The sequence below is a fragment of the Streptomyces sp. NPDC050416 genome (assembly GCF_044458845.1).
GTDB lineage: Bacteria > Actinomycetota > Actinomycetes > Streptomycetales > Streptomycetaceae > Streptomyces.
In genome coordinates this window covers 211,177-229,956 of the sequence record NZ_JBITII010000012.1, presented here as the reverse complement: position 1 = coordinate 229,956, position 18,780 = coordinate 211,177, and the positions used below count along the sequence as shown (strand labels likewise).

At 71.1% G+C, this 18,780-nt stretch carries 18 protein-coding genes and 1 pseudogene; 10 read left to right on the top strand and 9 right to left on the bottom strand.

Features of this window, described 5'->3' with window-relative positions; translation table 11 throughout:
• The first annotated feature begins 5 nt into the window (after window positions 1-5).
• On the top strand, window positions 6-527 hold the full coding sequence (locus tag ACIBL4_RS32535) for a GNAT family N-acetyltransferase (protein WP_399415348.1): 522 nt from the start codon (window positions 6-8) through the stop codon (window positions 525-527).
• A 30-nt stretch (window positions 528-557) separates the two neighbouring features.
• Here ACIBL4_RS32535 and ACIBL4_RS32530 read toward each other — a convergent pair whose 3' ends face one another.
• Together ACIBL4_RS32530 and ACIBL4_RS32525 are read right to left on the bottom strand one after the other, a co-directional pair.
• Window positions 558-1,943, bottom strand: a complete 1,386-nt coding sequence (locus tag ACIBL4_RS32530) for an MFS transporter (protein ID WP_399415347.1) — start codon at window positions 1,941-1,943, stop codon at window positions 558-560.
• Window positions 1,944-1,970: 27 nt separating this feature from the next.
• On the bottom strand, window positions 1,971-2,408 hold the full coding sequence (locus tag ACIBL4_RS32525) for a MarR family winged helix-turn-helix transcriptional regulator (RefSeq protein WP_399415346.1): 438 nt from the start codon (window positions 2,406-2,408) through the stop codon (window positions 1,971-1,973).
• Window positions 2,409-2,563: 155 nt separating this feature from the next.
• On the opposite strand from ACIBL4_RS32525, the gene ACIBL4_RS32520 reads away from it, so the two are divergent.
• Window positions 2,564-2,797: a ribbon-helix-helix protein, CopG family gene (locus ACIBL4_RS32520; protein ID WP_399415345.1), complete on the top strand. Its 234-nt coding sequence runs from the start codon at window positions 2,564-2,566 to the stop codon at window positions 2,795-2,797.
• Here the strand turns inward: ACIBL4_RS32520 and ACIBL4_RS32515 are convergent.
• Complete coding sequence (locus ACIBL4_RS32515; RefSeq protein ID WP_399415344.1) at window positions 2,767-4,218, bottom strand: NCS2 family permease; 1,452 nt, start codon at window positions 4,216-4,218, stop codon at window positions 2,767-2,769. The two genes, ACIBL4_RS32520 and ACIBL4_RS32515, sit on opposite strands and share 31 nt — an antisense overlap.
• A gap of 117 nt (window positions 4,219-4,335) precedes the next feature.
• Between ACIBL4_RS32515 and ACIBL4_RS32510 the strand changes: the two genes are divergently transcribed.
• The 3 genes from ACIBL4_RS32510 to ACIBL4_RS32500 all read left to right on the top strand — a co-directional run bounded on the left by ACIBL4_RS32510 (window position 4,336) and on the right by ACIBL4_RS32500 (window position 8,130).
• Window positions 4,336-4,662, top strand: coding sequence for a DUF2530 domain-containing protein (locus ACIBL4_RS32510; protein ID WP_399415343.1), 327 nt, complete (start codon window positions 4,336-4,338; stop codon window positions 4,660-4,662).
• Window positions 4,663-4,780: 118 nt separating this feature from the next.
• The gene (locus ACIBL4_RS32505; RefSeq protein WP_399415342.1) at window positions 4,781-5,593 is read left to right on the top strand and encodes a class I SAM-dependent methyltransferase; all 813 of its coding nucleotides are present in this window, start codon (window positions 4,781-4,783) and stop codon (window positions 5,591-5,593) included.
• Window positions 5,594-5,736: 143 nt separating this feature from the next.
• Window positions 5,737-8,130, top strand: coding sequence for an HAD-IC family P-type ATPase (locus ACIBL4_RS32500; protein WP_399415341.1), 2,394 nt, complete (start codon window positions 5,737-5,739; stop codon window positions 8,128-8,130).
• 46 nt (window positions 8,131-8,176) lie between these two features.
• Here the strand turns inward: ACIBL4_RS32500 and ACIBL4_RS32495 are convergent, their stop codons facing one another.
• From ACIBL4_RS32495 to ACIBL4_RS32475, 5 genes are all read right to left on the bottom strand, one after another.
• Window positions 8,177-9,031 (bottom strand): hypothetical protein, encoded by an 855-nt coding sequence (locus ACIBL4_RS32495; RefSeq protein WP_399415340.1) that lies wholly within the window; start codon window positions 9,029-9,031, stop codon window positions 8,177-8,179.
• A 216-nt stretch (window positions 9,032-9,247) separates the two neighbouring features.
• The gene (locus ACIBL4_RS32490; RefSeq protein WP_399415339.1) at window positions 9,248-10,114 is read right to left on the bottom strand and encodes a calcium-binding protein; all 867 of its coding nucleotides are present in this window, start codon (window positions 10,112-10,114) and stop codon (window positions 9,248-9,250) included.
• A 173-nt stretch (window positions 10,115-10,287) separates the two neighbouring features.
• Window positions 10,288-13,434: a sacsin N-terminal ATP-binding-like domain-containing protein gene (locus ACIBL4_RS32485; protein ID WP_399415338.1), complete on the bottom strand. Its 3,147-nt coding sequence runs from the start codon at window positions 13,432-13,434 to the stop codon at window positions 10,288-10,290.
• Window positions 13,435-13,494: 60 nt separating this feature from the next.
• The gene (locus tag ACIBL4_RS32480) at window positions 13,495-13,686 is read right to left on the bottom strand and encodes a DUF397 domain-containing protein (RefSeq protein ID WP_399415337.1); all 192 of its coding nucleotides are present in this window, start codon (window positions 13,684-13,686) and stop codon (window positions 13,495-13,497) included.
• Window positions 13,683-14,558 (bottom strand): helix-turn-helix domain-containing protein, encoded by an 876-nt coding sequence (locus tag ACIBL4_RS32475; RefSeq protein WP_399415336.1) that lies wholly within the window; start codon window positions 14,556-14,558, stop codon window positions 13,683-13,685. Before ACIBL4_RS32475 ends, ACIBL4_RS32480 begins: the two co-directional genes overlap by 4 nt.
• Window positions 14,559-14,671: 113 nt before the next feature.
• Here ACIBL4_RS32475 and ACIBL4_RS32470 point away from each other — a divergent pair.
• From ACIBL4_RS32470 to ACIBL4_RS32460, 3 genes and pseudogenes are all read left to right on the top strand, one after another.
• Window positions 14,672-14,986: pseudogene (locus ACIBL4_RS32470) on the top strand (helix-turn-helix domain-containing protein); the annotation flags it as partial.
• Between the two features lie 17 nt (window positions 14,987-15,003).
• On the top strand, window positions 15,004-15,231 hold the full coding sequence (locus ACIBL4_RS32465) for a hypothetical protein (protein WP_399415335.1): 228 nt from the start codon (window positions 15,004-15,006) through the stop codon (window positions 15,229-15,231).
• Window positions 15,231-15,392: a hypothetical protein gene (locus ACIBL4_RS32460; protein WP_399415334.1), complete on the top strand. Its 162-nt coding sequence runs from the start codon at window positions 15,231-15,233 to the stop codon at window positions 15,390-15,392. The genes ACIBL4_RS32465 and ACIBL4_RS32460 overlap by 1 nt, the downstream gene beginning before the upstream one ends.
• A gap of 144 nt (window positions 15,393-15,536) precedes the next feature.
• Here ACIBL4_RS32460 and ACIBL4_RS32455 read toward each other — a convergent pair whose 3' ends face one another.
• Window positions 15,537-16,451, bottom strand: coding sequence for a DUF3027 domain-containing protein (locus ACIBL4_RS32455; RefSeq protein WP_399415333.1), 915 nt, complete (start codon window positions 16,449-16,451; stop codon window positions 15,537-15,539).
• Window positions 16,452-16,733: 282 nt separating this feature from the next.
• Here ACIBL4_RS32455 and ACIBL4_RS32450 point away from each other — a divergent pair, with 282 nt between their 5' ends.
• Window positions 16,734-18,167 carry an MFS transporter gene (locus tag ACIBL4_RS32450; protein WP_399415332.1) on the top strand — a complete coding sequence of 478 codons (1,434 nt, stop codon included), beginning with the start codon at window positions 16,734-16,736 and terminating at the stop codon, window positions 18,165-18,167.
• A gap of 129 nt (window positions 18,168-18,296) precedes the next feature.
• Window positions 18,297-18,770, top strand: a complete 474-nt coding sequence (locus tag ACIBL4_RS32445) for a DUF2771 domain-containing protein (protein WP_356926263.1) — start codon at window positions 18,297-18,299, stop codon at window positions 18,768-18,770.
• Window positions 18,771-18,780: the final 10 nt, after the last annotated feature.

The following is an 18,780-nucleotide window of genomic DNA, read 5'->3' as shown; positions in this document are numbered from 1 at the left end:
AGGCCATGGAGATCACCATCAGAGAAGGCGGTCCCGACGACATTCCCGCGATACTCGGCATGCTCGACAGCTGTGTGGAGTGGCTGGTCTCGCAGGGGCGCACGGGGCAGTGGGGGACGAAACCCCTGTCCCAGAGCCCGAAGACGGTGGAGTCGGTCGGCCGGTACATGGACGAGGGCAGCGTGTTCATGGCCGATGCCGACGGCGTCCCCGCCGCCACCCTCACCCTCACCGACTCGCCCGGCGCCTACCTGTCCCACCTCGCGCGGCCCGGCGAGCCCGAGCGGTACATCCACTGGCTCGCCTCCGACCGCCGCTTCAAGGGCCACGGCGTGGGCAGCGCGCTCCTCACGCACGCCGCCGAGGTGACCCGGCGGGCAGGAGTGGACCTGTTGCGGGTCGACTGTTACGCCGGCGACGACGGCAAGCTCGTCCGCTACTACGAGGCCAACGGCTTCACCCGGACCGAGGCCTTCACGGTCGGCGAGAACAACTGGCCGGGCCAGCTGCTGGCCAGGAGGGTGTGAGCCTCCCGGCCGGGCACGCGCCACGCCGCCCTACGCCGCCGGAGCCAGTTCCTCCTGCCGCTCCCGGGGAACGAACCCCACCCGTGGGTGGCCGTGGTGCCAGCCGACCGACAGGCGGAGGTTGCCGACGCGGGCCAGGATCAGGCCGATCACGGCCGCGGCGACGGCCGCGACGGCACCGCCGGACGCGAGGCCGACCCGGGCGCCGTACGTGTCGGTGATCCAGCCGACGATCGGCGCGCCGACCGGGGAGCCACCGAGGAAGACCATCATGTAGAGGGCCATGACACGGCCGCGCATGGCCGGGTCCGTGGACATCTGGATGCTGGTGTTCGTCGTGACGTTGACCGTCATGCCGAACAGGCCCAGCGGGACCATGAGCAGGGCGAACATCCACAGGGCGGGGGTGGTCGCCGCCAGTATCTCCAGCGCGCCGAAGACCATGGCCGCCGCGATCAGCAGCCGCAGCCGGGCCGTGCCGCGCCGGGCGGCGAGCAGGGCGCCGGCGACGGAGCCGACCGCCATCAGCGTGTTGAACATGCTGTAGGCACCCGCGCCCGCGTGGAACACGTCGTCCGCGAAGGCCGAGAGGTAGACGGGGAAGTTGAAGGCGAAGGTGCCGACGAACCCGACCAGGACGATCGGCCAGATCAGCTCCGGACGGCCGGTGACGTACCGCACGCCTTCCCGCAGCTGCCCCTTGCCGCGCGGGGCGCGCTCGACGGCGTGCAGTTCGCGGGCGCGCATCAGCAGCAGGCCGGTGAGCGGCGCGATGAAGGACAGGCCGTTGAAGAGGAACGCGTAGCCGGTGCCGACGCCGGTGATCAGTATGCCCGCGACGGCGGGGCCGACCAGGCGGGCGGACTGGAAGTTCGCCGAGTTCAGGCTGACCGCGTTCTGCAGCTGCCCCGGGCCGACCAGCTCGGAGACGAAGGACTGCCGGGCCGGGTTGTCGACCACCGTGGCGAGACCGACCGCGAAGGCGGCGACGTACACGTGCCACACCTGGACGTGGCCGGTGAGGACGGCGGCGGCGAGGGCGAGGGCCGTGAGGGCCATCGCCGACTGGGTGACGAGCAGGGTGGGGCGCTTGCGCAGCCGGTCGACGAGGACACCGCCGTAGAGGCCGAAGAGCAGCATCGGCAGGAACTGGAGTGCCGTCGTTATGCCGACGGCCGCGGAGGAGCCGGTGAGGCTGAGGACCAGCCAGTCCTGGGCGATGCGCTGCATCCAGGTGCCGATGTTGGAGACGACCTGTCCCATGAAGAACAGGCGGTAGTTCCTGACCTTCAGGGAGGAGAACATCGACGACTTGCGGACCGGCCGGGTGGCCTCGCAGGGGCGGGTGTCGGAGGTGGGCGGGGAGTCGTGGGGATCAGGTGCGGGGGCGGAAGCTGCTCCGGGTCCCGAACTCAAAGGGTTCGCCTCCTTGCGACGTACGGCTTACAGATGCGCGAGTTTCTCCAGCACGGGGGCGGCGGCGCGCAGTTTCGCCCACTCGTCCTCGTCGAGGTTTTCCACCAATGCGGCCAGGAACGCGTTCCGCTTGCGGCGGCTCTCCTCGAGCATCGCCTCGGCCTGCTCGGTGCGCGTCACGACCTTCTGGCGCCGGTCCTCGGGGTGCGGCTCCAGACGGACCAGTCCCTTGGACTCCAGCAGCGCCACGATGCGGGTCATCGAGGGCGGCTGGACATGCTCCTTGCGGGCGAGCTCGCCCGGAGTGGCCCTGCCGCACAGGGACAGGGTGCCGAGCACCGACATCTCGGTGGGGCTGAGCGACTCGTCGACCCGCTGGTGCTTGAGCCGACGGGACAGCCGCATCACGGCGGATCGGAGGGAGTTCACGGCGGCTACGTCGTCGCCATGGCTGAGGTCCGGCATGTTCTTTAGCGTAACTCATTACTCTCGCTAAATACCACCCGGGGCGCGCGTGAATGCCCGTGACCCTGGCCACTGAACCGTGACATCACCCATATGGGTGATCCGGCTGCGGAAGAGGACACACCGGACCGAACGGTGCCGCGACCCTCATGGGCATGGGGACCACCGTGCTCAGCCTGCGAATAGACCACGAGCTGCTTGAGCGGCTCCGGCACCAAGCCGCGAAAAGGGGAATGAGCGTCCAGGACTATGTCGTCCGGACGCTCATTCGCGATGACTTCGACCAGCGTTTCCAGGCCGCCGTCGAGGAGACGGAGAGGTTCTACGGGTCACCCGACCCGGGCGACGAGGACCAGGATCAGGTCAGACCCAGCGCCGGCATCAGGTAGTAGAACGCGAACACCGCCGCCACCGCGTACATCGCCGTCGGCACCTCCTTGCCCCGCCCGGCCGCCAGCCGCAGCACCACGAAGGTGACGAAGCCCATGCCGATGCCGTTGGTGATCGAGTACGTGAACGGCATCATCAGCATCGTCACGAAGGCCGGGATGGCGATCGTGTGGTCCGCCCAGTCGATCTCCTTGACCGAGCCGGCCAGGATCAGGAAGCCGACCGCGAGCAGGGCGGGGGTGGCCGCCTGGGACGGCACCATCGTGGCGACCGGCGTCAGGAAGAGGGCGGCGGCGAAGAGACCGCCGGTGACGACGTTCGCGAGGCCGGTCCGGGCGCCCTCGCCGACACCGGCCGTGGACTCGACGAAGGCGGTGGTCGCCGAGGAGGAGCTGGCACCGCCCGCGGCGACCGCGAGACCGTCGACGAACAGCACCTTGTTGATGCCGGGCATCTGCCCCTGCGCATCGGTCAGCTTCGCCTCGTCCGAGACGCCCATGATCGTGCCCATCGCGTCGAAGAAGCACGACAGCAGCACGGTGAAGACGAACAGCACACCGGTCAGCACCCCGACCTTCTCGAAGCCGCCGAACAGGCTGACCTGACCGACCAGCCCGAAGTCTGGACTGGCGACCGGGTTGCCGGGCCACTTCGGGGTGGTGAGACCCCAGCTCGGCACCTTGGTCACGGCCTCGATGACCACGGCCACGACCGTCATGGCGACGATCGAGATCAGGATCGCGCCGGAGACCTTGCGCACGATCAGGGCGAGCGTGAGCAGCACGCCCAGGACGAAGACCAGGACCGGCCAGCCGTCGAGGTGGCCGTCGCCGCCGAGCTGGAGCGGGACGGTGGTCTGGGCGGCGTCCGGGATACGGGAGACAAAACCGGCGTCGACGAGACCGATCAGCATGATGAACAGCCCGATGCCGATGGAGATGGCCTTGCGCAGCCCGTAGGGGACGGCGTTCATCACGCGCTCGCGCAGACCCGTGGCGACCAGCAGCATGACCACGAACCCGGCGAGGACCACCATGCCCATCGCGTCCGGCCAGGACATGCGCGGGGCGAGCTGGAGGGCGACGACGGAGTTCACCCCGAGGCCGGCGGCGAGCGCGATCGGCACGTTACCGATGACGCCCATGAGGAGGGTGGTGAGCGCGGCCGTGAGGGCCGTCGCGGTGACCAGCTGTCCGTTGTCGAGCTGGTGACCGTACATGTCCTTGGCGCTGCCGAGGATGATCGGGTTCAGCACGATGATGTAGGCCATCGCGAAGAAGGTGGCGAGGCCGCCCCGGACCTCGCGGGACAGCGTGCTGCCCCGCTCGGAGATCCGGAAGAAGCGGTCGAGTGCGCCGTACGTGAGCCCGGCTCCCGGCTGTTCAGGGGCGGGGACCTTGGCGGGAGCCGAGGAGGACATGTGTTTGGTGTTTCCTACGAAGAGAAGTGATCAGACACAAACCGTTTCAGTATGAACATATAAGGCCGTGATCGCACATCTGCGCGCGTAGACCTGATCGCCTCGTAAGCTGTCCCCATGGCGAAATGGACCCCCAGACACGAGGCGCCGGAGCCCCTGGAGGGCCCCGTGGTCGCCACCGTCACCGGCGGCACGATCCTCTGGTTCGTCCTCTTCCTGGTCCAGCTCCCCTTCTACGGCTGGTTCGACGACCACGGCCACACGTGGTGGGTGTGGACCTGCCTGGCCGGCGGCGGTCTGGGCCTGATCGGCATCTGGTACGTCCGCAGGCGCGAGGCCGCGATCAAGCGGGCGGCGGCCCAGCACGAGGTGACGGCCACTCCACCGGCCGGAGGGACGGCGACTCCACCGGCCGGAGGGACGGCGACTCCGCCGGCCGAGTAGGCACGTTCCTGCCCGCTCCCCGGCGAGACACGCAGCCGTCCCCTCCCTACGCTCGGAGAGAGGCGGCGAAACGCCCGAAATCGTCGCGGCCACCGCCCCGCCGGTGAGGAGCGCAGCCATGACGACGCAGGACAGCGCGGCAGAGGCCGACCGGGCCCTGAAGGCCAAGCACCGGGCGATGTGGGCACAGGGCGACTACCCGTCCCTTGCCGCCGAAGTCATCCCCGATCTCGGGGCGGTGCTGGTCGAGGCGTGCGGGGTGCGCTCCGGCCAGCGGGTGCTGGACGTGGGCGCCGGCAGCGGCAACGCCGCGATCCCGGCGGCCCTGGCCGGCGCGGACGTGGTCGCCTCGGACCTGACCCCGGAGCTCTTCGAGGCCGGCCGACAGTCGGCCGGGAAACAGGGCGTGGAGCTGAGCTGGCAGGAGGCCGACGCCGAGGCGCTGCCCTTCGGTGACGCGGAGTTCGACACCGTGCTGTCCTGCGTCGGGGTGATGTTCGCCCCGCACCACCAGCAGGCCGCCGGCGAACTCGTCCGGGTCTGCCGTCCGGGCGGCACCATCGGCCTGCTGAGCTGGACGCCGCAGGGCTTCATCGGCCGGATGTTCGCCATCCTGAAGCCGTACGCGCCGCCGCCCCCGCCGGGCGCGCAGCCGCCCCCGCTGTGGGGGGACGAGGACCATGTGCGCGCCCTCTTCGGCGACCGGATCACGGACGTGCGGGAGACACCCGAGGCGTTCCGCGACTACTTCAAGGAGCGCTACGGCCCCACGATCACCGTCTACAAGAACATCGCCGGCGACCCCGAGCGCACCGCCGCTCTGGACCGCGACCTGGCGGACCTCGCCCGTGAGAGCGATCTGAGCACGGGCGGGGGCGGGACCGTCCTGGAGTGGGAGTACCTGCTGTTCACCGCGCGCCGGGCGAACTGACCCCGCGGGTGGCACCGGGGTCCGACGGGGATCGGAGGGCGTACAACTGCCGTACGACCAGGGCACGACGTCCGTCGTCCCCAGGTCGGATCTTCTCCGCATTCGGCAGGTGAAGCGGCAAAACCGCACGTACCGTCGAATGCATGACGCATCTCGACGCGGGTGCCCGGCCCGACTCCGCCCGGCCGGTGACGGTCACCTCACGCGAGACCGGCCTGACCTCGGCTCAGGTCGCCGAGCGGGTGGAGCGCGGCCAGGTCAACGACGTGCCGGTGCGCAGCAGCCGCTCCACCGTCGACATCGTCCGCGCGAACGTCTTCACCCGCTTCAACGCGATCATCGGGGTGCTGTGGCTGATCATGCTGTTCGTCGCGCCGATCCAGGACAGCCTGTTCGGCTTCGTGATCCTCGCCAACACCGGGATCGGGATCGTCCAGGAGTGGCGGGCGAAGAAGACGCTGGACTCGCTCGCGCTGATCGGCGAGGTGCGTCCCACCGTCCGCCGGGACGGAACCTCCGGGCAGGTCAGCACGTCCGAGATCGTCCTCGACGACCTGATCGAGATCGGGCCCGGTGACAAGGTCGTCGTCGACGGCGTCTGTGCCGAGGCCGACGGGCTGGAGATCGACGAGTCGCTGCTCACCGGCGAGGCGGACCCGGTCGTCAAACGCCCCGGCGACCAGGTGATGTCCGGCAGCTTCGTGGTCGCGGGCGGCGGGGCCTTCCAGGCGACGAAGGTCGGCCGGGAGGCGTACGCCGCGCAGCTCGCGGAGGAGGCGTCCCGGTTCACCCTCGTCCAGTCGGAACTGCGCTCCGGCATCTCCACGATCCTCAAGTACGTCACGTGGATGATGGTCCCGACCGCGATCGGGCTGATCATCAGCCAGCTGTTCGTGAAGGAGAACGCCTTCGACGACTCCGTCGCCCGCACGGTCGGCGGCATCGTCCCGATGGTCCCCGAGGGGCTGGTCCTGCTCACCTCGGTGGCCTTCGCCATCGGCGTCATCCGCCTGGGCCGCAAGCAGTGCCTCGTCCAGGAGCTGCCCGCGATCGAGGGGCTGGCCCGGGTCGACACGGTCTGCCTCGACAAGACCGGCACCCTCACCGAGGGCGGCATGGACGTCACCGAGCTGCGGCCCCTACAGGGCGCCGACGAGACGTACGTACGCCGGGTGCTCGGCGCTCTCGGCCAGTCCGATCCCCGGCCGAACGCCTCGCTCAAGGCGATCATCGACACCTACCCGGCCACCGAGGACTGGCGCTGCACCCAGGCGCTGCCGTTCTCCTCCGCCCGCAAGTACAGCGGCGCCGCGTTCGCCGAGGCCGACGGGGAGAGCAGCACCTGGCTGCTCGGGGCGCCGGACGTGCTGCTCCCCGACGAGGACCCGGCCCTCGCCGAGACGGGGCGGCTGAACGAGCAGGGCCTGCGGGTCCTGCTGCTCGCCCGGGTCGACCGGGACCTCGACGACCCGGAGGTCGCCGAGGGAGCGAAGCCCGTCGCGCTGGTGGTTCTGGAGCAGCGGCTGCGGCCGGACGCGGCCGACACGCTGCGCTACTTCGCCGACCAGAACGTGGCCGCCAAGGTCATCTCCGGCGACAACGCGGTGTCGGTCGGCGCGGTCGCGGCCAAGCTGGGGCTGTCCGGCGCCACGGTGGACGCGCGCCGGCTGCCCGCCGAGCAGGAGGGGATGGCCGAGGCCCTCGACGACGGCACGGTCTTCGGGCGGGTCACCCCGCAGCAGAAGCGGAACATGGTGGGCGCGCTGCAGTCCCGCGGGCACACGGTCGCGATGACGGGCGACGGGGTGAACGACGTCCTCGCCCTGAAGGACGCCGACATCGGCGTCGCGATGGGCTCCGGCTCGGAGGCGACCCGGGCGGTCGCGCAGATCGTGCTGCTGAACAACAGCTTCGCGACGCTGCCGTCGGTGGTGGCGGAGGGCCGCCGGGTCATCGGCAACATCACGCGGGTCGCGACCCTGTTCCTCGTCAAGACGGTCTACTCGGTGCTGCTGGCGATCCTGGTGGTCTGCTCGCAGGTCGAGTACCCGTTCCTGCCGCGTCACCTGACGCTGCTGTCGACCCTGACGATCGGCGTCCCGGCCTTCTTCCTCGCGCTCGCGCCCAACAAGGAACGCGCGAAGCCGAACTTCGTGCGGCGGGTGATGCGGTACGCGATCCCGGGCGGGGCGGTGGCCGCGCTGGCGACCTTCGCGACGTATCTGATCGCCCGGGAGCGCTACACGGGCGCGGGCGCGCTGGACGCGGAGACCAGTGCCGCGACGCTCACGCTGTTCCTCATCTCGATGTGGGTCCTGGCGATCATCGCCCGCCCGTATACCTGGTGGCGTGTCGCGCTGGTGGCGGCGATGGCCGGGGCGTTTCTGCTGGTGCTGGTGGTGCCGTGGCTCCAGCACTTCTTCGCGCTGAAGCTGGTCGGGATGACCATGCCGTGGCTGGCGGTCGGCATCGCGGTGGTGGCGGCGGCCGCCCTGGAACTCCTGTGGAGGTGGGTGGACCGCCGCTTTACCGCTTAGCACCGTGGGGGCTGGGCGCGCGGTTCCCCGCGCCCCTTGAGTTTCTTTACTTCACGTCGACGTAGTCGCCCGTGGCGTTGACCGCCGGGGTGGTCGTCGTGCCGGCGAAGCTGAAGCGCCAGTAGCCGTCGTACTGGGCGGTGGCGGTGGCCTTCAGGTTGCCGTACTGGTCGGAGTACACCGTCTTGATCGTGGTGTACGTGCTGGTGCCCGCCTTGCGGAACTGGAGCTTGACCGGCTGGTTGGTGTAGCCGTGGTAGGCGTTGTCCTCCCAGTTGGCCCGGGACAGCTTGCCGGTGGACGTGATGGTCTTGCCCTTGTAGACGGGCTCGGGACCGGCGTTGACGGTCAGCTTGGAGTAGCGCTGGACCTTGGTGGTGCCCAGGCCGCCCTGCTCCTTCTGGTCGCCGTTGCTGGTGACGGCGAGGGCGCCGGCGCCCCAGGTGCCGGCGTCGGAGTTCCACAGGTCGCCGTCGGCCGGGCGGATGTTGATCACGCCCTTGCAGTTGAGGACGGTCGACGAGGCGGCGGTGCAGGTGGCCGGGTCGTCGCTGATGAAGACGTTGTCCGCGGTGTCCAGCGAGGAGCCGTGGTAGATCAGCGGGCCGGTGGCGAAGTTGTCCGAGCTGGTGTCGAGGTCCGCGGCGTGGGTCACGGTGTAGGTGACCGGGAAGCTGACCACGTTGGTGGTGCCGACGACGATGTTCTTGCCGCTGTTGACCTTGACGTCGGAGAAGGTGACGTCGAGGGTCGACGCGGTGGTGCCCGAGTCGGCGTCGGCGGAGGCGGAGCTGAAGGCCGCCTTGCCGGACGGCGCGTCGGCGGCCTGCGCGGCCGGAACGACGAGGGCGGAGAGGGCCAGGGCGCCGGTGACGGCGGCCACGGTGGCTCGGATGCGCATGTGTTCCCCAGGTGGAGAAGTGATCTAGGAGTCTCTTGACTCGGATGATCAGATCCACGAGCCCGGGAACAAGTTGTACGCCCGGTTCCGTTTTTGCCGCCGCATCCCCAATGTTTGACCTAAGCATGAGACTTGAGGGACGGGAGACGTACGGAACCGCCGGTCCCGGAACGGATTCCGGGGCCGGCGGTGTCGTCTGTGTCGTGCGGGACGGTGTTAGCGCACGTCGACGAAGTCACCCGTGGCGTTGACGGCCGGGGTGGTCGTCGTGCCCGCGAAGGAGTAGCGGAAGTAGCCGTCGGTGGCGGCCTTGACGGTGGTCTTCAGCTCACCCGTGCTGTTGGAGGTGATGGTCTTCACCGTGGAGTAGGTGTCGGACCCCTTCGTGCGGAACTGGAGCTTCACCGGCTGGTTGGTGTAGCCGTGGTACTTGTGGTCCTCCCAGTTGGCCCGGGACAGCTTGCCGGTGACGGTGATGGTCTTGCCCTTGGCCACCGGCTCCGGGGAGGCGTTGACCGTCAGCTTCGAGGCACGCTGGACCTTGGCGGTCTTGTAGGCGTCGCGGATGATGTAGTCACCGTCGTTGCCGACCGCGCCGACCCACACCTTCCAGGTGCCGGCCAGGATGTTGCTGTAGAGGTCCACGGCCGGGTCGGCGACGATCGTCACCTTGCAGGTGGCGGTGGTGGCACTGGAGTTGGCGCAGTCGCCGACGAACTCCTGGTCCAGGCTCTCCGGGACGAGCGCCCCGTCGGCGTTGTCCGGGTTCGTGCCGTGCCACAGGACGGGGTAGGCGTCGTAGATGCCCTCCGGGTCGGTGGCCGTCACGGAGACGGTGAAGGACTTCTTGACGGTCGTGCCGACGACGATGTTCTTGCCGCCGTTGACGGTCACGCTCGTGATCTTCGTGTCGCCCTCGCCCTCGTCCGTCGGGCCGGCGGCCGCGAACGGCGTGGCCTTCGAGGTGGAGGGGACCATCGAGGCCAGGTTCGGCATGTGGTCGTCCGCCTGCGCGGCGGGGACGGCCAGGGCGGAGAGGGCCAGGGCACCGGTGACGGCGGCCACAGTGGCTCGGATACGCATGCGTTCTCCAGGTGGAGAGGGGCCCCGGCGCTCGTCGTCGGCTCCTGGGGCCCAAGTGATCGTGGAGTCTGTTGACTCAGGTGATCAGATCCACGAACCAAGCGCATGGTTGTACGACAGGTGAAAAATTTGTGCGGAGATTTTCACCGAACAGCCAAACGCCACCGCGCGCTTCAGTCGAACCACCGGTCCCGCGCCAGTTCCTCCGTCCGCGACGGATCCTCCAGCAGCGCCGCCACCTCGAACCGCCGCGGCCACTGCCCCGCCGCCCAGGCGAGCCCCGCGGCGACGCCCTCCAGGGTGGCGGCGTGCAGGACACCGTCGTCGGTGAGCCGCCAGTCGATCTCCACGCCGTCGACGACGAGTTCCTCGTGCTCGATGTAGGAGGACGGGGTGCGGGGGCCGAGCAGGACGCGGACGGAGTCCGGGACGTCGTGTTCGGTGCCCTCGGAGGTGACCTGCCCGGTGACCGACTCGCTCAGGCGCCGCACCTGGAAGAGTTCGGCCAGTTCGGCGGCCCGGGACGGGCGCACCGGCAGCAGCGGGACGCCCGCCGTGAAGGGCAGCAGATCCGGTGAGTCGCACACCACGGCGTCGGCCGCGTCCACGACCTCCACCCGGCCGTCGATGACGGCACGCAGCTCGTCCGGCAGGGTCACCTGCTCCGGGTCCAGCTCGGCCAGCGCCCCGTACAGCGCGTGCAGTTGGGCGTCCGTCACCTCGCGCTCCGGGTCGGCGAGCCGGTCGAGGAGCTCGGCGGCGCCGCCCGGCTCGTCCAGCAGCGCGGCGACCGACGTCCGCACGCCCAGGGCCCGCAGCACCTGCTCGTCATCGAAGCCGGTCGCGTCGGCCTCCTCGTACAGGCCGCGCAGCAGCGGGTCGCCGCCGGCGGACCGCAGACCGGCCGGGCGGCGGCCGTCGAGCACCGGGTTCCCGCGCAGCCACCACGCCGTGTGCGGCCGTACGACCTCGTGCGTGCCGTCCGGCAGCAGGACGCGCACGGGCTGCACGATCGCGTCCCGCAGGGGCGGCTGCGACAGCAGGGACAGGGCCTGGGACCACTTGTCCTCGTCGACCAGGTCCAGATCCCGTACGGCGACGATCTCGGTGGCGACCGGCGGCACCGGGCTGTCCGGGAAACGGTCGAGGATGTCCTCCGCCCACACGTCGACCGCGTCCAGCAGGCCCGGGTCGTCGGGCTCGGCGAAGTCGCCCTCGCGCGGCTCCAGTTCGTCGGGGTCGAGGACGACGTCGGTGGCACGGACGAGCGCGAAGTTCACCAGCACCCCGCAGGCCGCCAGCGGCTGCTCGCCCCACTTCGAGGCCAGCTCGGCGTCCACCGCGGCCAGTTCGCCCTCGCGCATGACCTGGGCGAACGGGCCGCCGGGGAAGACGAGTTCACAGGCGGGGGCTGGTTCGCCGTCCTCGTCGGGCAGGGCGAGCGCGCCGAGCCAGGGCTCGTCACCGGGCTCCAGGCCGGCGTCCCGCACCAACGCGAGTACGGTGTCGGCCAGTTCCTCCGCGTCGAGGGTGTCCTCCTCCCACAGCGCGCCGCCCTCGTCGTCGAGCGAGGCGGCGACGGCGGCCCTGACCTGCGGGGTGGTGAGCACGGCGCGCGGGGTCGCGGGCAGGGCGCCCAGCTTCTCCAGGATCGGGTGCGCGGCGTCCGGGTGGGCGACCTTCAGTCCGAGTCGGGCCAGGGTCTCCGGGTCGATCCCGGTGGCGTCGGGGCTGGGCAGCAGCACCTGCCGGGGCCCGATCGTCGTACGGCCGTCCGCGAGCGGCACCGGCAGGCCCGACAGCCGGTCCGGGTCGACCCCGGCCAGGCTGTCGTAGAGCCGACGCCACCAGCCGGGCTCCTTCTCCAGCCCGGCCAGCCGGTCGATCGCGTCGGTCAGCGGCACCCGGGCGACGCCCAGGGTACGCAGCTCCGCCCGGCGTTCGAGACCTGCGGGCAGCAGCGTGGGCAGCACCTCGGCGAGCACCCGCACCGTGTCCCCGCCCGCGCCCTCGACGACCTCGGCGTCCCGGGGCCGCAGCGACTCGGGCAGCTCGTCGCCGTCGTGCTCGCGGCGCTCGACGGCGGGCGGCAGGAACGACGTGCGCGGCAGCCGCTCCAGGATCGCCCGGCGCAGGGCGCCGTCCAGCTCGCCCTTGCCGAGCGGCCCGGGCACGAGGTCGATGAGCCCCGCCGTCACCGGCCGCCACTCGTCGAGGAGTCCGGCGTAGGAGTCGGCCGCGCGCTGGATCAGGAAGTCGGTCAGCGGGCCGGGGGCGGCGTGCCGGCGGGTCGAGTCCAGCGGGAACGAGGCGATGAGCAGGGCGGGGACGCCGAGCGGCTCGTCGCTGGGGGTGGGGGCGTGCACGACCGGGCTGGTGCGGGGCCGGGCCGGGCTGCCGTCGGAGTCCACGGGCACGGCCCAGGTGACCGACCAGTGGGGGCGCAGCCGCTCCTCGACGGGGCGGCCGGTGAGCAGCTCGGGGGTGAGAGGGCCGTGGGCGGCGGCGGTGCGCCAGTAGGTGACGCCGTCGCCGGAGTCGTCGACGACGGTGAAGGGGCCGTCGGTGCGGCGGGAGATCGTCCGGGGGCTCTCGCCGTCGATCTCGACGACGACCTCTTCGAGACCGGCGAGGGTGAGCAGGAGCGCGTCGTCGACCGCCCGCAGCAGGCGCTCCGCGAGGTCGGCGGCGGCCGCGTCCCGCAGCGGCAGGATGACGGCGGTGTCGTACGGGTCGGGGGCGGTGCCCTCGGCGGCGAACGGCAGCCGCAGCAGCGGTACGTGACCGTCGCGCCGCCGGACCTCGTCCCCGAGGCCGGGGCTGTGCCGGGCGGTCTCGGCGGCCAGCTCACGGGCCTCGGCCAGCGACCACCGCACGCCGCCGTGCCGGCCGACGACGGCGGGCTCGTCGGTCACGGCGAGGACGGCGGCGAACCCGACGCCGAACCGTCCGACGGCCTGCTCGTGGGTCTCCCGCTTCGCGGACGCGCGCAGCGTGGACAGCGACTCGACCCCGGCCGCGTCCAGCGGGGCGCCGGTGTTGGCGGCGACGAGAACCCCGTCCCGCAGGGTGAGCCGCAACCGCCCCGGCACGCCCGCCCGGGCCGCCGCGTCGGCGGCGTTCTGCGCGAGCTCGACGACGAGCCGGTCCCGGTACCCGCCGAGGACGAGATCCTCCTCGGCGTTGGCGTCCTCACGGAACCGGGCGGGGCTGGTGGCCCACGCGTCCAGCACGCCACGCCGCAGACGTGCCGTACCGAACGGATCGGCACCCTCGGCGGCGGGCCGCACGAACTTGCTGCTCACGTTCCTTCTCCTCATCGACGAGAGGACGAAGGTACCGCCTGGGACGCGGGGCTGCGCGCGCCGTCCGGCCCCGGTTCAGCTCCCGGAGGCGAACGTCACGAAATCCGCCCATGCGGCGGAGGTGACGGCGAGCCGGGGACCTTCGGTCTGCTTGGAGTCGCGGATGTGGACGGTGGCGGGGGTGGTGGCGATCTCCACGCAGGAGTCGCCCTCGCTGCCACTGCTGTAGCTGCTCTTGAACCACACCAGATCTATGTTGCGGATCATGTTTCCCCCAGCAGTTGCTCGATGAAGGCCGTCGACTCACGTGGAGTGAGAGCCTGCGCCCGGATGATGCCGTACCGCAGTTCCAGGATACGGAGCTGCCTCGGCTCGGAGACCGGCCTGCCGTTGGCCACCACTGGCGAACGACCCACCGCCGAACCGTCCTCGAACTTCAGCACCTCGATGCCACCGTCCACACCGGCGTGCTCCTCGCGCTCCATCGGCATCACCTGAAGCTCGACGTTCCGCAACTGCCCCGCCTCAAGCAGGTGTTCCAGCAGGCGGCGCAACACCGCCCTGCCTCCCAGGGGGCGCCGCAGCGTCCACTCCTCCAGGACGAAGCTGATCTCGGGCGCCGGATCCCGTTCGAAGACGGCCTTGCGGGCCACGCGCGCCGCGATGAACCGCTCCACCTCCTCCTCGGTGTACGCCGGACGCCGCATCAGGAGCAGCCCCCGTGCGTACTCCGGCGTCTGCAACAGGCCGTGGATGCTCAGCGGGTCGTAGAGCTGAAGCTCGACCGCTTTGGCCTCCATCTGCGCCAAGTCCCGCACCTTCTTCGGATACCGGACCTTCCTGACGTCCTCCCACGTCGCCGCGATGAGCCCACCCGCGCCCAACACCTCGTCGGCCTTGACCAGATACTCCTGGCGAGGGATCCGCTTCCCGCCCTCGATCTTGTAGACCATGTCCTCGCCGCACCCGACGGCCGTCCCGAACTCGGCGGCCCGGATCCCCACCGCCTCCCGCCGCAGCTTGAGCTGCCGCCCGACGGTGGCGATGACCGCGACGCCCCACTCGTCGTCGGGATCCACCTCCCACCCCGGCTCATCCGCCTCGGTCCTGAGCCGCCCCGCCTCCACCTCGACCGTCATGCCGTACCCCTCCTTCGTACCGCCGCGCCACCGGAACCCGACCGCCCGCGCTCCGGTGCCGCGGGCGGTCTTCCCAAGAAGCACAACGGTGAAAGAACCTCACCAAACCCCACCTCCGCCGCCACGACGCCCGTTTGCTCCTCTCCGCCTGCGACACCGCCCACCTCGCCCCCGGCGTCGCCGCCTGGCTGGAGCGCGACGTCACCCCCACGGCCGTACGAGACGCCCTGACCACCGACCTGCCACCCGAAGGCCCACGCCGCCCGGCCGCCCTCCTGGCCCACCGCCTCACAGCCCAACTACCGCCACCGCCCCCGTTCCGCACACCCGCACCCCCGCCGATCGCCCGGCACCCATTCCAGACCTGCGACGGCTGCGACCGCGCCTTCCGCGCCCCCGGACCCGGCCACTGCCGCGACTGCCGTACCGCCGCACCCTGGTGGCCGTGGACCTGTCCTTCTACAAGTCGTACATCTCAGAGGAAATCCGCGCAGAGGGTGAGATGCGACGTGCGGCCAAAGACGTGCTGACCGTCCTGGAAGCGCGCGGCATCCACGTCCCCGACCAGGTCCGCGAGCGGATCACAAGCTGCGACGACTCCGAAGTTCTGGACCAGTGGCTCATCCGCTCCGCCACCGCCCCGACCGCCGAAGAGATCTTCGCGGACGAATAGTGGAACTCTCCTTCTACAAGTCGTTCATCGCGGAAGAAATCCGCGACGAAGGGCGGGCCGAAGGTGAGATGCGGCGGGCCGCCAAAGACGTTCTGACCGTCCTGGCGGGCCGCCAAAGACGTTCTGACCGTCCTGGCGGCCCGCGGCATCGACGTACCTGACGAGGCCCGCGCCCGCATCACCGGCTGTGATGACCTCGACACGCTCAGCCCGCTGGCTCTGCCGTGCCGCCACGGCCCTCTCAGCCGACGACATCTTCACGGACGAGTAGTCCGAGTCCGTTCGACGGCCGGGCGGGGACACGCCTACGAGTGGCCCAGTTCCTCCGTGTCCTCGTCCGCCGTCACCGGCACCGAGCCCGAGTCCGAGGCCGGGCGGAGGGGGAACGGGTCCACGCGGGTCTCGTCGATGACCGGCGGGGCCGGCTGTGGCGGCTTCGGCATGACCGCCGCCTCGGAGTGGCCGCCGCAGCCGTAGGCCAGGGAGACGACGCGGCCGTCGGCCGGGGAGAACTCGTTGGCGCACACGCCGAAGGCCTGGCCCAGGGAGCCCCCGATGCGGAGCAGGAAGCCGCAGCTCACGCAGGCGGCGGGGGCCGCCTGCGCCATCGGGGTCTTGGGACCGAAGGCTTCCTCCCAGCGGTCGGCGGCGATGTGCAGGCCGTAGCGGGACAGCACCCGGGCACGGCGCACGCCGAGTTCCTCGGCCACCGCCGCGATCGAACCGCGGGCGGGGACGGCCAGGGGCCCCGCCGTGACCTCCGCGTCCTCGGCCTCCGCCAGGGCCGCCATCTCGTCGGAGACGACGGAGTTCGGCGGCGGTTCGTCCTCGCCGGTCCAGCCGGGCTCAAGGCGAAGGTCCTCGGCGTCCGTGGGCAGCAGGTCGCCCGGACCCATGTCGCCGGGGCGCAGCCGCTCGCTCCACGGCACCCACTCGGGCGCGAGCACCGCGTCCGGCCCGGGCAGCAGCACCGCCTCGTCCACCGTGACGATCTTCGCCCGGGACGCCCGGGCCACCGTCACGGCCCAGCGCCAGCCCCGGTACCCGAGCTCCTTGCACTCGAAGAAGTGCGTGACGACGCGATCCCCTTCGGAGACCAGCTCCACGTGCTCGCCGACGATTCCTGGTGCCGCGGCCTCCTCGGCTGCGGCGCGGGCGAGGTCGACGGCCTCGGCGCACAGACGGTCAGGGGTGCGGCTTCGCGTTGTCGCTGCGCTCACAGGTATCGCTTCTCTCCATACGCCGTCTCACGTGTGCGCCACTCCCAGCGCAGGGGGCGGACGGAGCGGACCAGGGGACCGCGTCGACGTCCTTCATCCATTTTGCGGGATGGCTGAGATACGCACGCTACCCTTCCGCCCCACTTCGCGTACACCGACGGTCCTGACCGACGCCCCGGACCACCGTGCCGACCGGGTCCCCGCAACCCGGACAGTCACCCCACAGGCCCTATACAAGCGGTAATGGCACTACCCACTGCCATCTCGGGGCACTATGACGTCGTGGCAGCCGCGAGGACGCCCCAGGGCGCCACCGGTACCGGTGGGTCGAAAGGGGTCAAGGGAAGCAGACGACTGAGCGGGCCGGGCCGTCCGGGCGGCTCCCTCCGCGCGGTCGGCCGTGCCCTGCACCTCCCGTTCACCGGGACCGCCCGCGGCATCCGCAAGGCCACCCACGCGCACGGCGCCGGCGAGTCCGGCCTCGGCAAGCTGATCGAGCTGCACGGTGTGAACGGCGCCGGGGATGTGATGATCACCGTCGCCCTCGCGTCGACGGTGTTCTTCTCCGTACCGACCGACGAGGCCCGCGGCCGTGTCGCGCTGTACCTCGCCATCACCATGGCGCCCTTCACCCTCCTCGCGCCGGTGGTCGGCCCGCTCCTCGACCGCCTCCCGCACGGCCGCCGGGCCGCGATGGCCGGGGCGATGCTGGCCCGGGCTCTGCTCGCGCTGATCCTGTCCGGCGCGGTCGTCAGCGGCAGCATCCAGCTGTATCCGGCGGCGCTCGGCGTCCTCGTCGCGTCGAAGGCGTACGGGGTGGTCAGAAGCGCCGTCGTGCCCCGGCTGCTGCCGCCCGGCTTCTCCCTGGTGAAGGCCAACTCGCGCGTGACCCTCGGCGGGCTCCTCGCCACCGGCATCGCCGCGCCGATCGGAGCCGGACTCCAGCAGGTCGGACCGCGCTGGCCGCTCTACGGCGCCTTCGTGATCTTCGTGGCAGGGACGTTCCTGTCGTTCACGCTGCCGCCGAAGGTCGACTCCGCCAAGGGCGAGGACACCGCGCTGCTGGCCGCAGACGAGGAGCACCTGCACGGGCCGCACCGCCGTCCCGTCAAGCGCCCCGGGCTGCGCACGGTCGGCCCGGCCGTCACCCACGCCCTGGCCGCCAACGCCGCCATCCGCTGCCTCACGGGCTTCCTGATCTTCTTCCTCGCCTTCCTGCTGCGCGAGCACCCGATGTCCGGTCAGAGCGCCGCCGTCTCCCTGGGGATAGTGGGCGTGTCGGCGGGCGTCGGCAACGCGCTCGGTACGGCCGTGGGGGCATGGCTCCGGTCCCGGGCGCCGGAGATCATCATCGTGACGGTCGTGGCGTGCGTGATGGGCGCGGCGATCACGGCCGCGTTGTTCTTCGGCGCGGTCCTGGTGGCGGGCCTGGCCGCGATCGCCGGTTTCGCGCAGGCCCTGGCCAAGCTGTCGCTCGACGCGCTGATCCAGCGGGACGTGCCCGAACTGGTCCGCACGTCGGCCTTCGCGCGCTCCGAGACGCTCCTGCAGATGGCCTGGGTGCTGGGCGGGGCGGTCGGCATCGTGATGCCGCTCAACGGCACGCTGGGGCTGGCGGTGGGCGCCGCGATCGTCGGCACGGGGTGGCTGACGACCGTACGGGGGCTGATCTCCTCGGCCCGGCACGGGGGTGCGGCACGGCCGCGCGTGGCGTAGGGGTCGGCCGCGCGTGGCGTAGGGGTACGGCTGCGCTCGGCGTACGGGTACGGCTGCGCTCGGCTAGCCGGACGGGCACGCCGTACCCCGCGTGGGCGGTCCGGCCGGTGGGCCAGATAGCCTTCGCCCATGACCAGGTTGCAATCCGCTGTGCGACGCCGCCGCGCCGTCGCCGCCGCCGGCGTCGTGTCCGCCGGACTGCTCGTCCTCTCGGCCTGTGACAAGCCGACTCCGATGGCCACGGTCACCGTGGGCCAGGATTCGGTGAACTCCGAGGCCACGTGTGGCGGCGAGGGCGATGCCCTGAAGCCGTCCGATCTCAACCAGTGCCTGAAGGCCAAGGGCATCAAGAGCATCTCCGTCGACCCTGACGAGACCGTGCGCTTCGGGGTCGACCCGGAGATCGCGGACGAGGGCTGGACGATCCTGATGAACGGTCAGCCGCTGACCGACTCCAGCACGAAGACGTACCGCACCATTCCGGGCAGCGTGTTCTTCAACGCGCAGTACGGGGCGCAGGGCGACTCGACGCTGGTGTCCATCAAGGAGGGCGACAAGGACGCGTCGGGGCTGTGGAACTTCAAGCTGGAGAAGAACGCGTAGGCGCTGCCGC

Excerpts from the sequence above, each read along its gene's own strand:
- ACIBL4_RS32520 (WP_399415345.1), top strand. The coding sequence starts at position 2,564 with ATGGGGACCACCGTGCTCAGCCTGCGAATAGACCACGAGCTGCTTGAG.
- ACIBL4_RS32535 (WP_399415348.1), top strand. The coding sequence starts at position 6 with ATGGAGATCACCATCAGAGAAGGCGGTCCCGACGACATTCCCGCGATA.
- ACIBL4_RS32480 (WP_399415337.1), bottom strand. The coding sequence starts at position 13,686 with ATGATCCGCAACATAGATCTGGTGTGGTTCAAGAGCAGCTACAGCAGT.
- ACIBL4_RS32475 (WP_399415336.1), bottom strand. The coding sequence starts at position 14,558 with ATGACGGTCGAGGTGGAGGCGGGGCGGCTCAGGACCGAGGCGGATGAG.
- ACIBL4_RS32485 (WP_399415338.1), bottom strand. The coding sequence starts at position 13,434 with ATGAGGAGAAGGAACGTGAGCAGCAAGTTCGTGCGGCCCGCCGCCGAG.
- ACIBL4_RS32510 (WP_399415343.1), top strand. The coding sequence starts at position 4,336 with ATGGCGAAATGGACCCCCAGACACGAGGCGCCGGAGCCCCTGGAGGGC.
- ACIBL4_RS32525 (WP_399415346.1), bottom strand. The coding sequence starts at position 2,408 with ATGCCGGACCTCAGCCATGGCGACGACGTAGCCGCCGTGAACTCCCTC.
- ACIBL4_RS32505 (WP_399415342.1), top strand. The coding sequence starts at position 4,781 with ATGACGACGCAGGACAGCGCGGCAGAGGCCGACCGGGCCCTGAAGGCC.
- ACIBL4_RS32495 (WP_399415340.1), bottom strand. The coding sequence starts at position 9,031 with ATGCGCATCCGAGCCACCGTGGCCGCCGTCACCGGCGCCCTGGCCCTC.
- ACIBL4_RS32515 (WP_399415344.1), bottom strand. The coding sequence starts at position 4,218 with ATGTCCTCCTCGGCTCCCGCCAAGGTCCCCGCCCCTGAACAGCCGGGA.
- ACIBL4_RS32500 (WP_399415341.1), top strand. The coding sequence starts at position 5,737 with ATGACGCATCTCGACGCGGGTGCCCGGCCCGACTCCGCCCGGCCGGTG.
- ACIBL4_RS32445 (WP_356926263.1), top strand. The coding sequence starts at position 18,297 with ATGACCAGGTTGCAATCCGCTGTGCGACGCCGCCGCGCCGTCGCCGCC.
- ACIBL4_RS32490 (WP_399415339.1), bottom strand. The coding sequence starts at position 10,114 with ATGCGTATCCGAGCCACTGTGGCCGCCGTCACCGGTGCCCTGGCCCTC.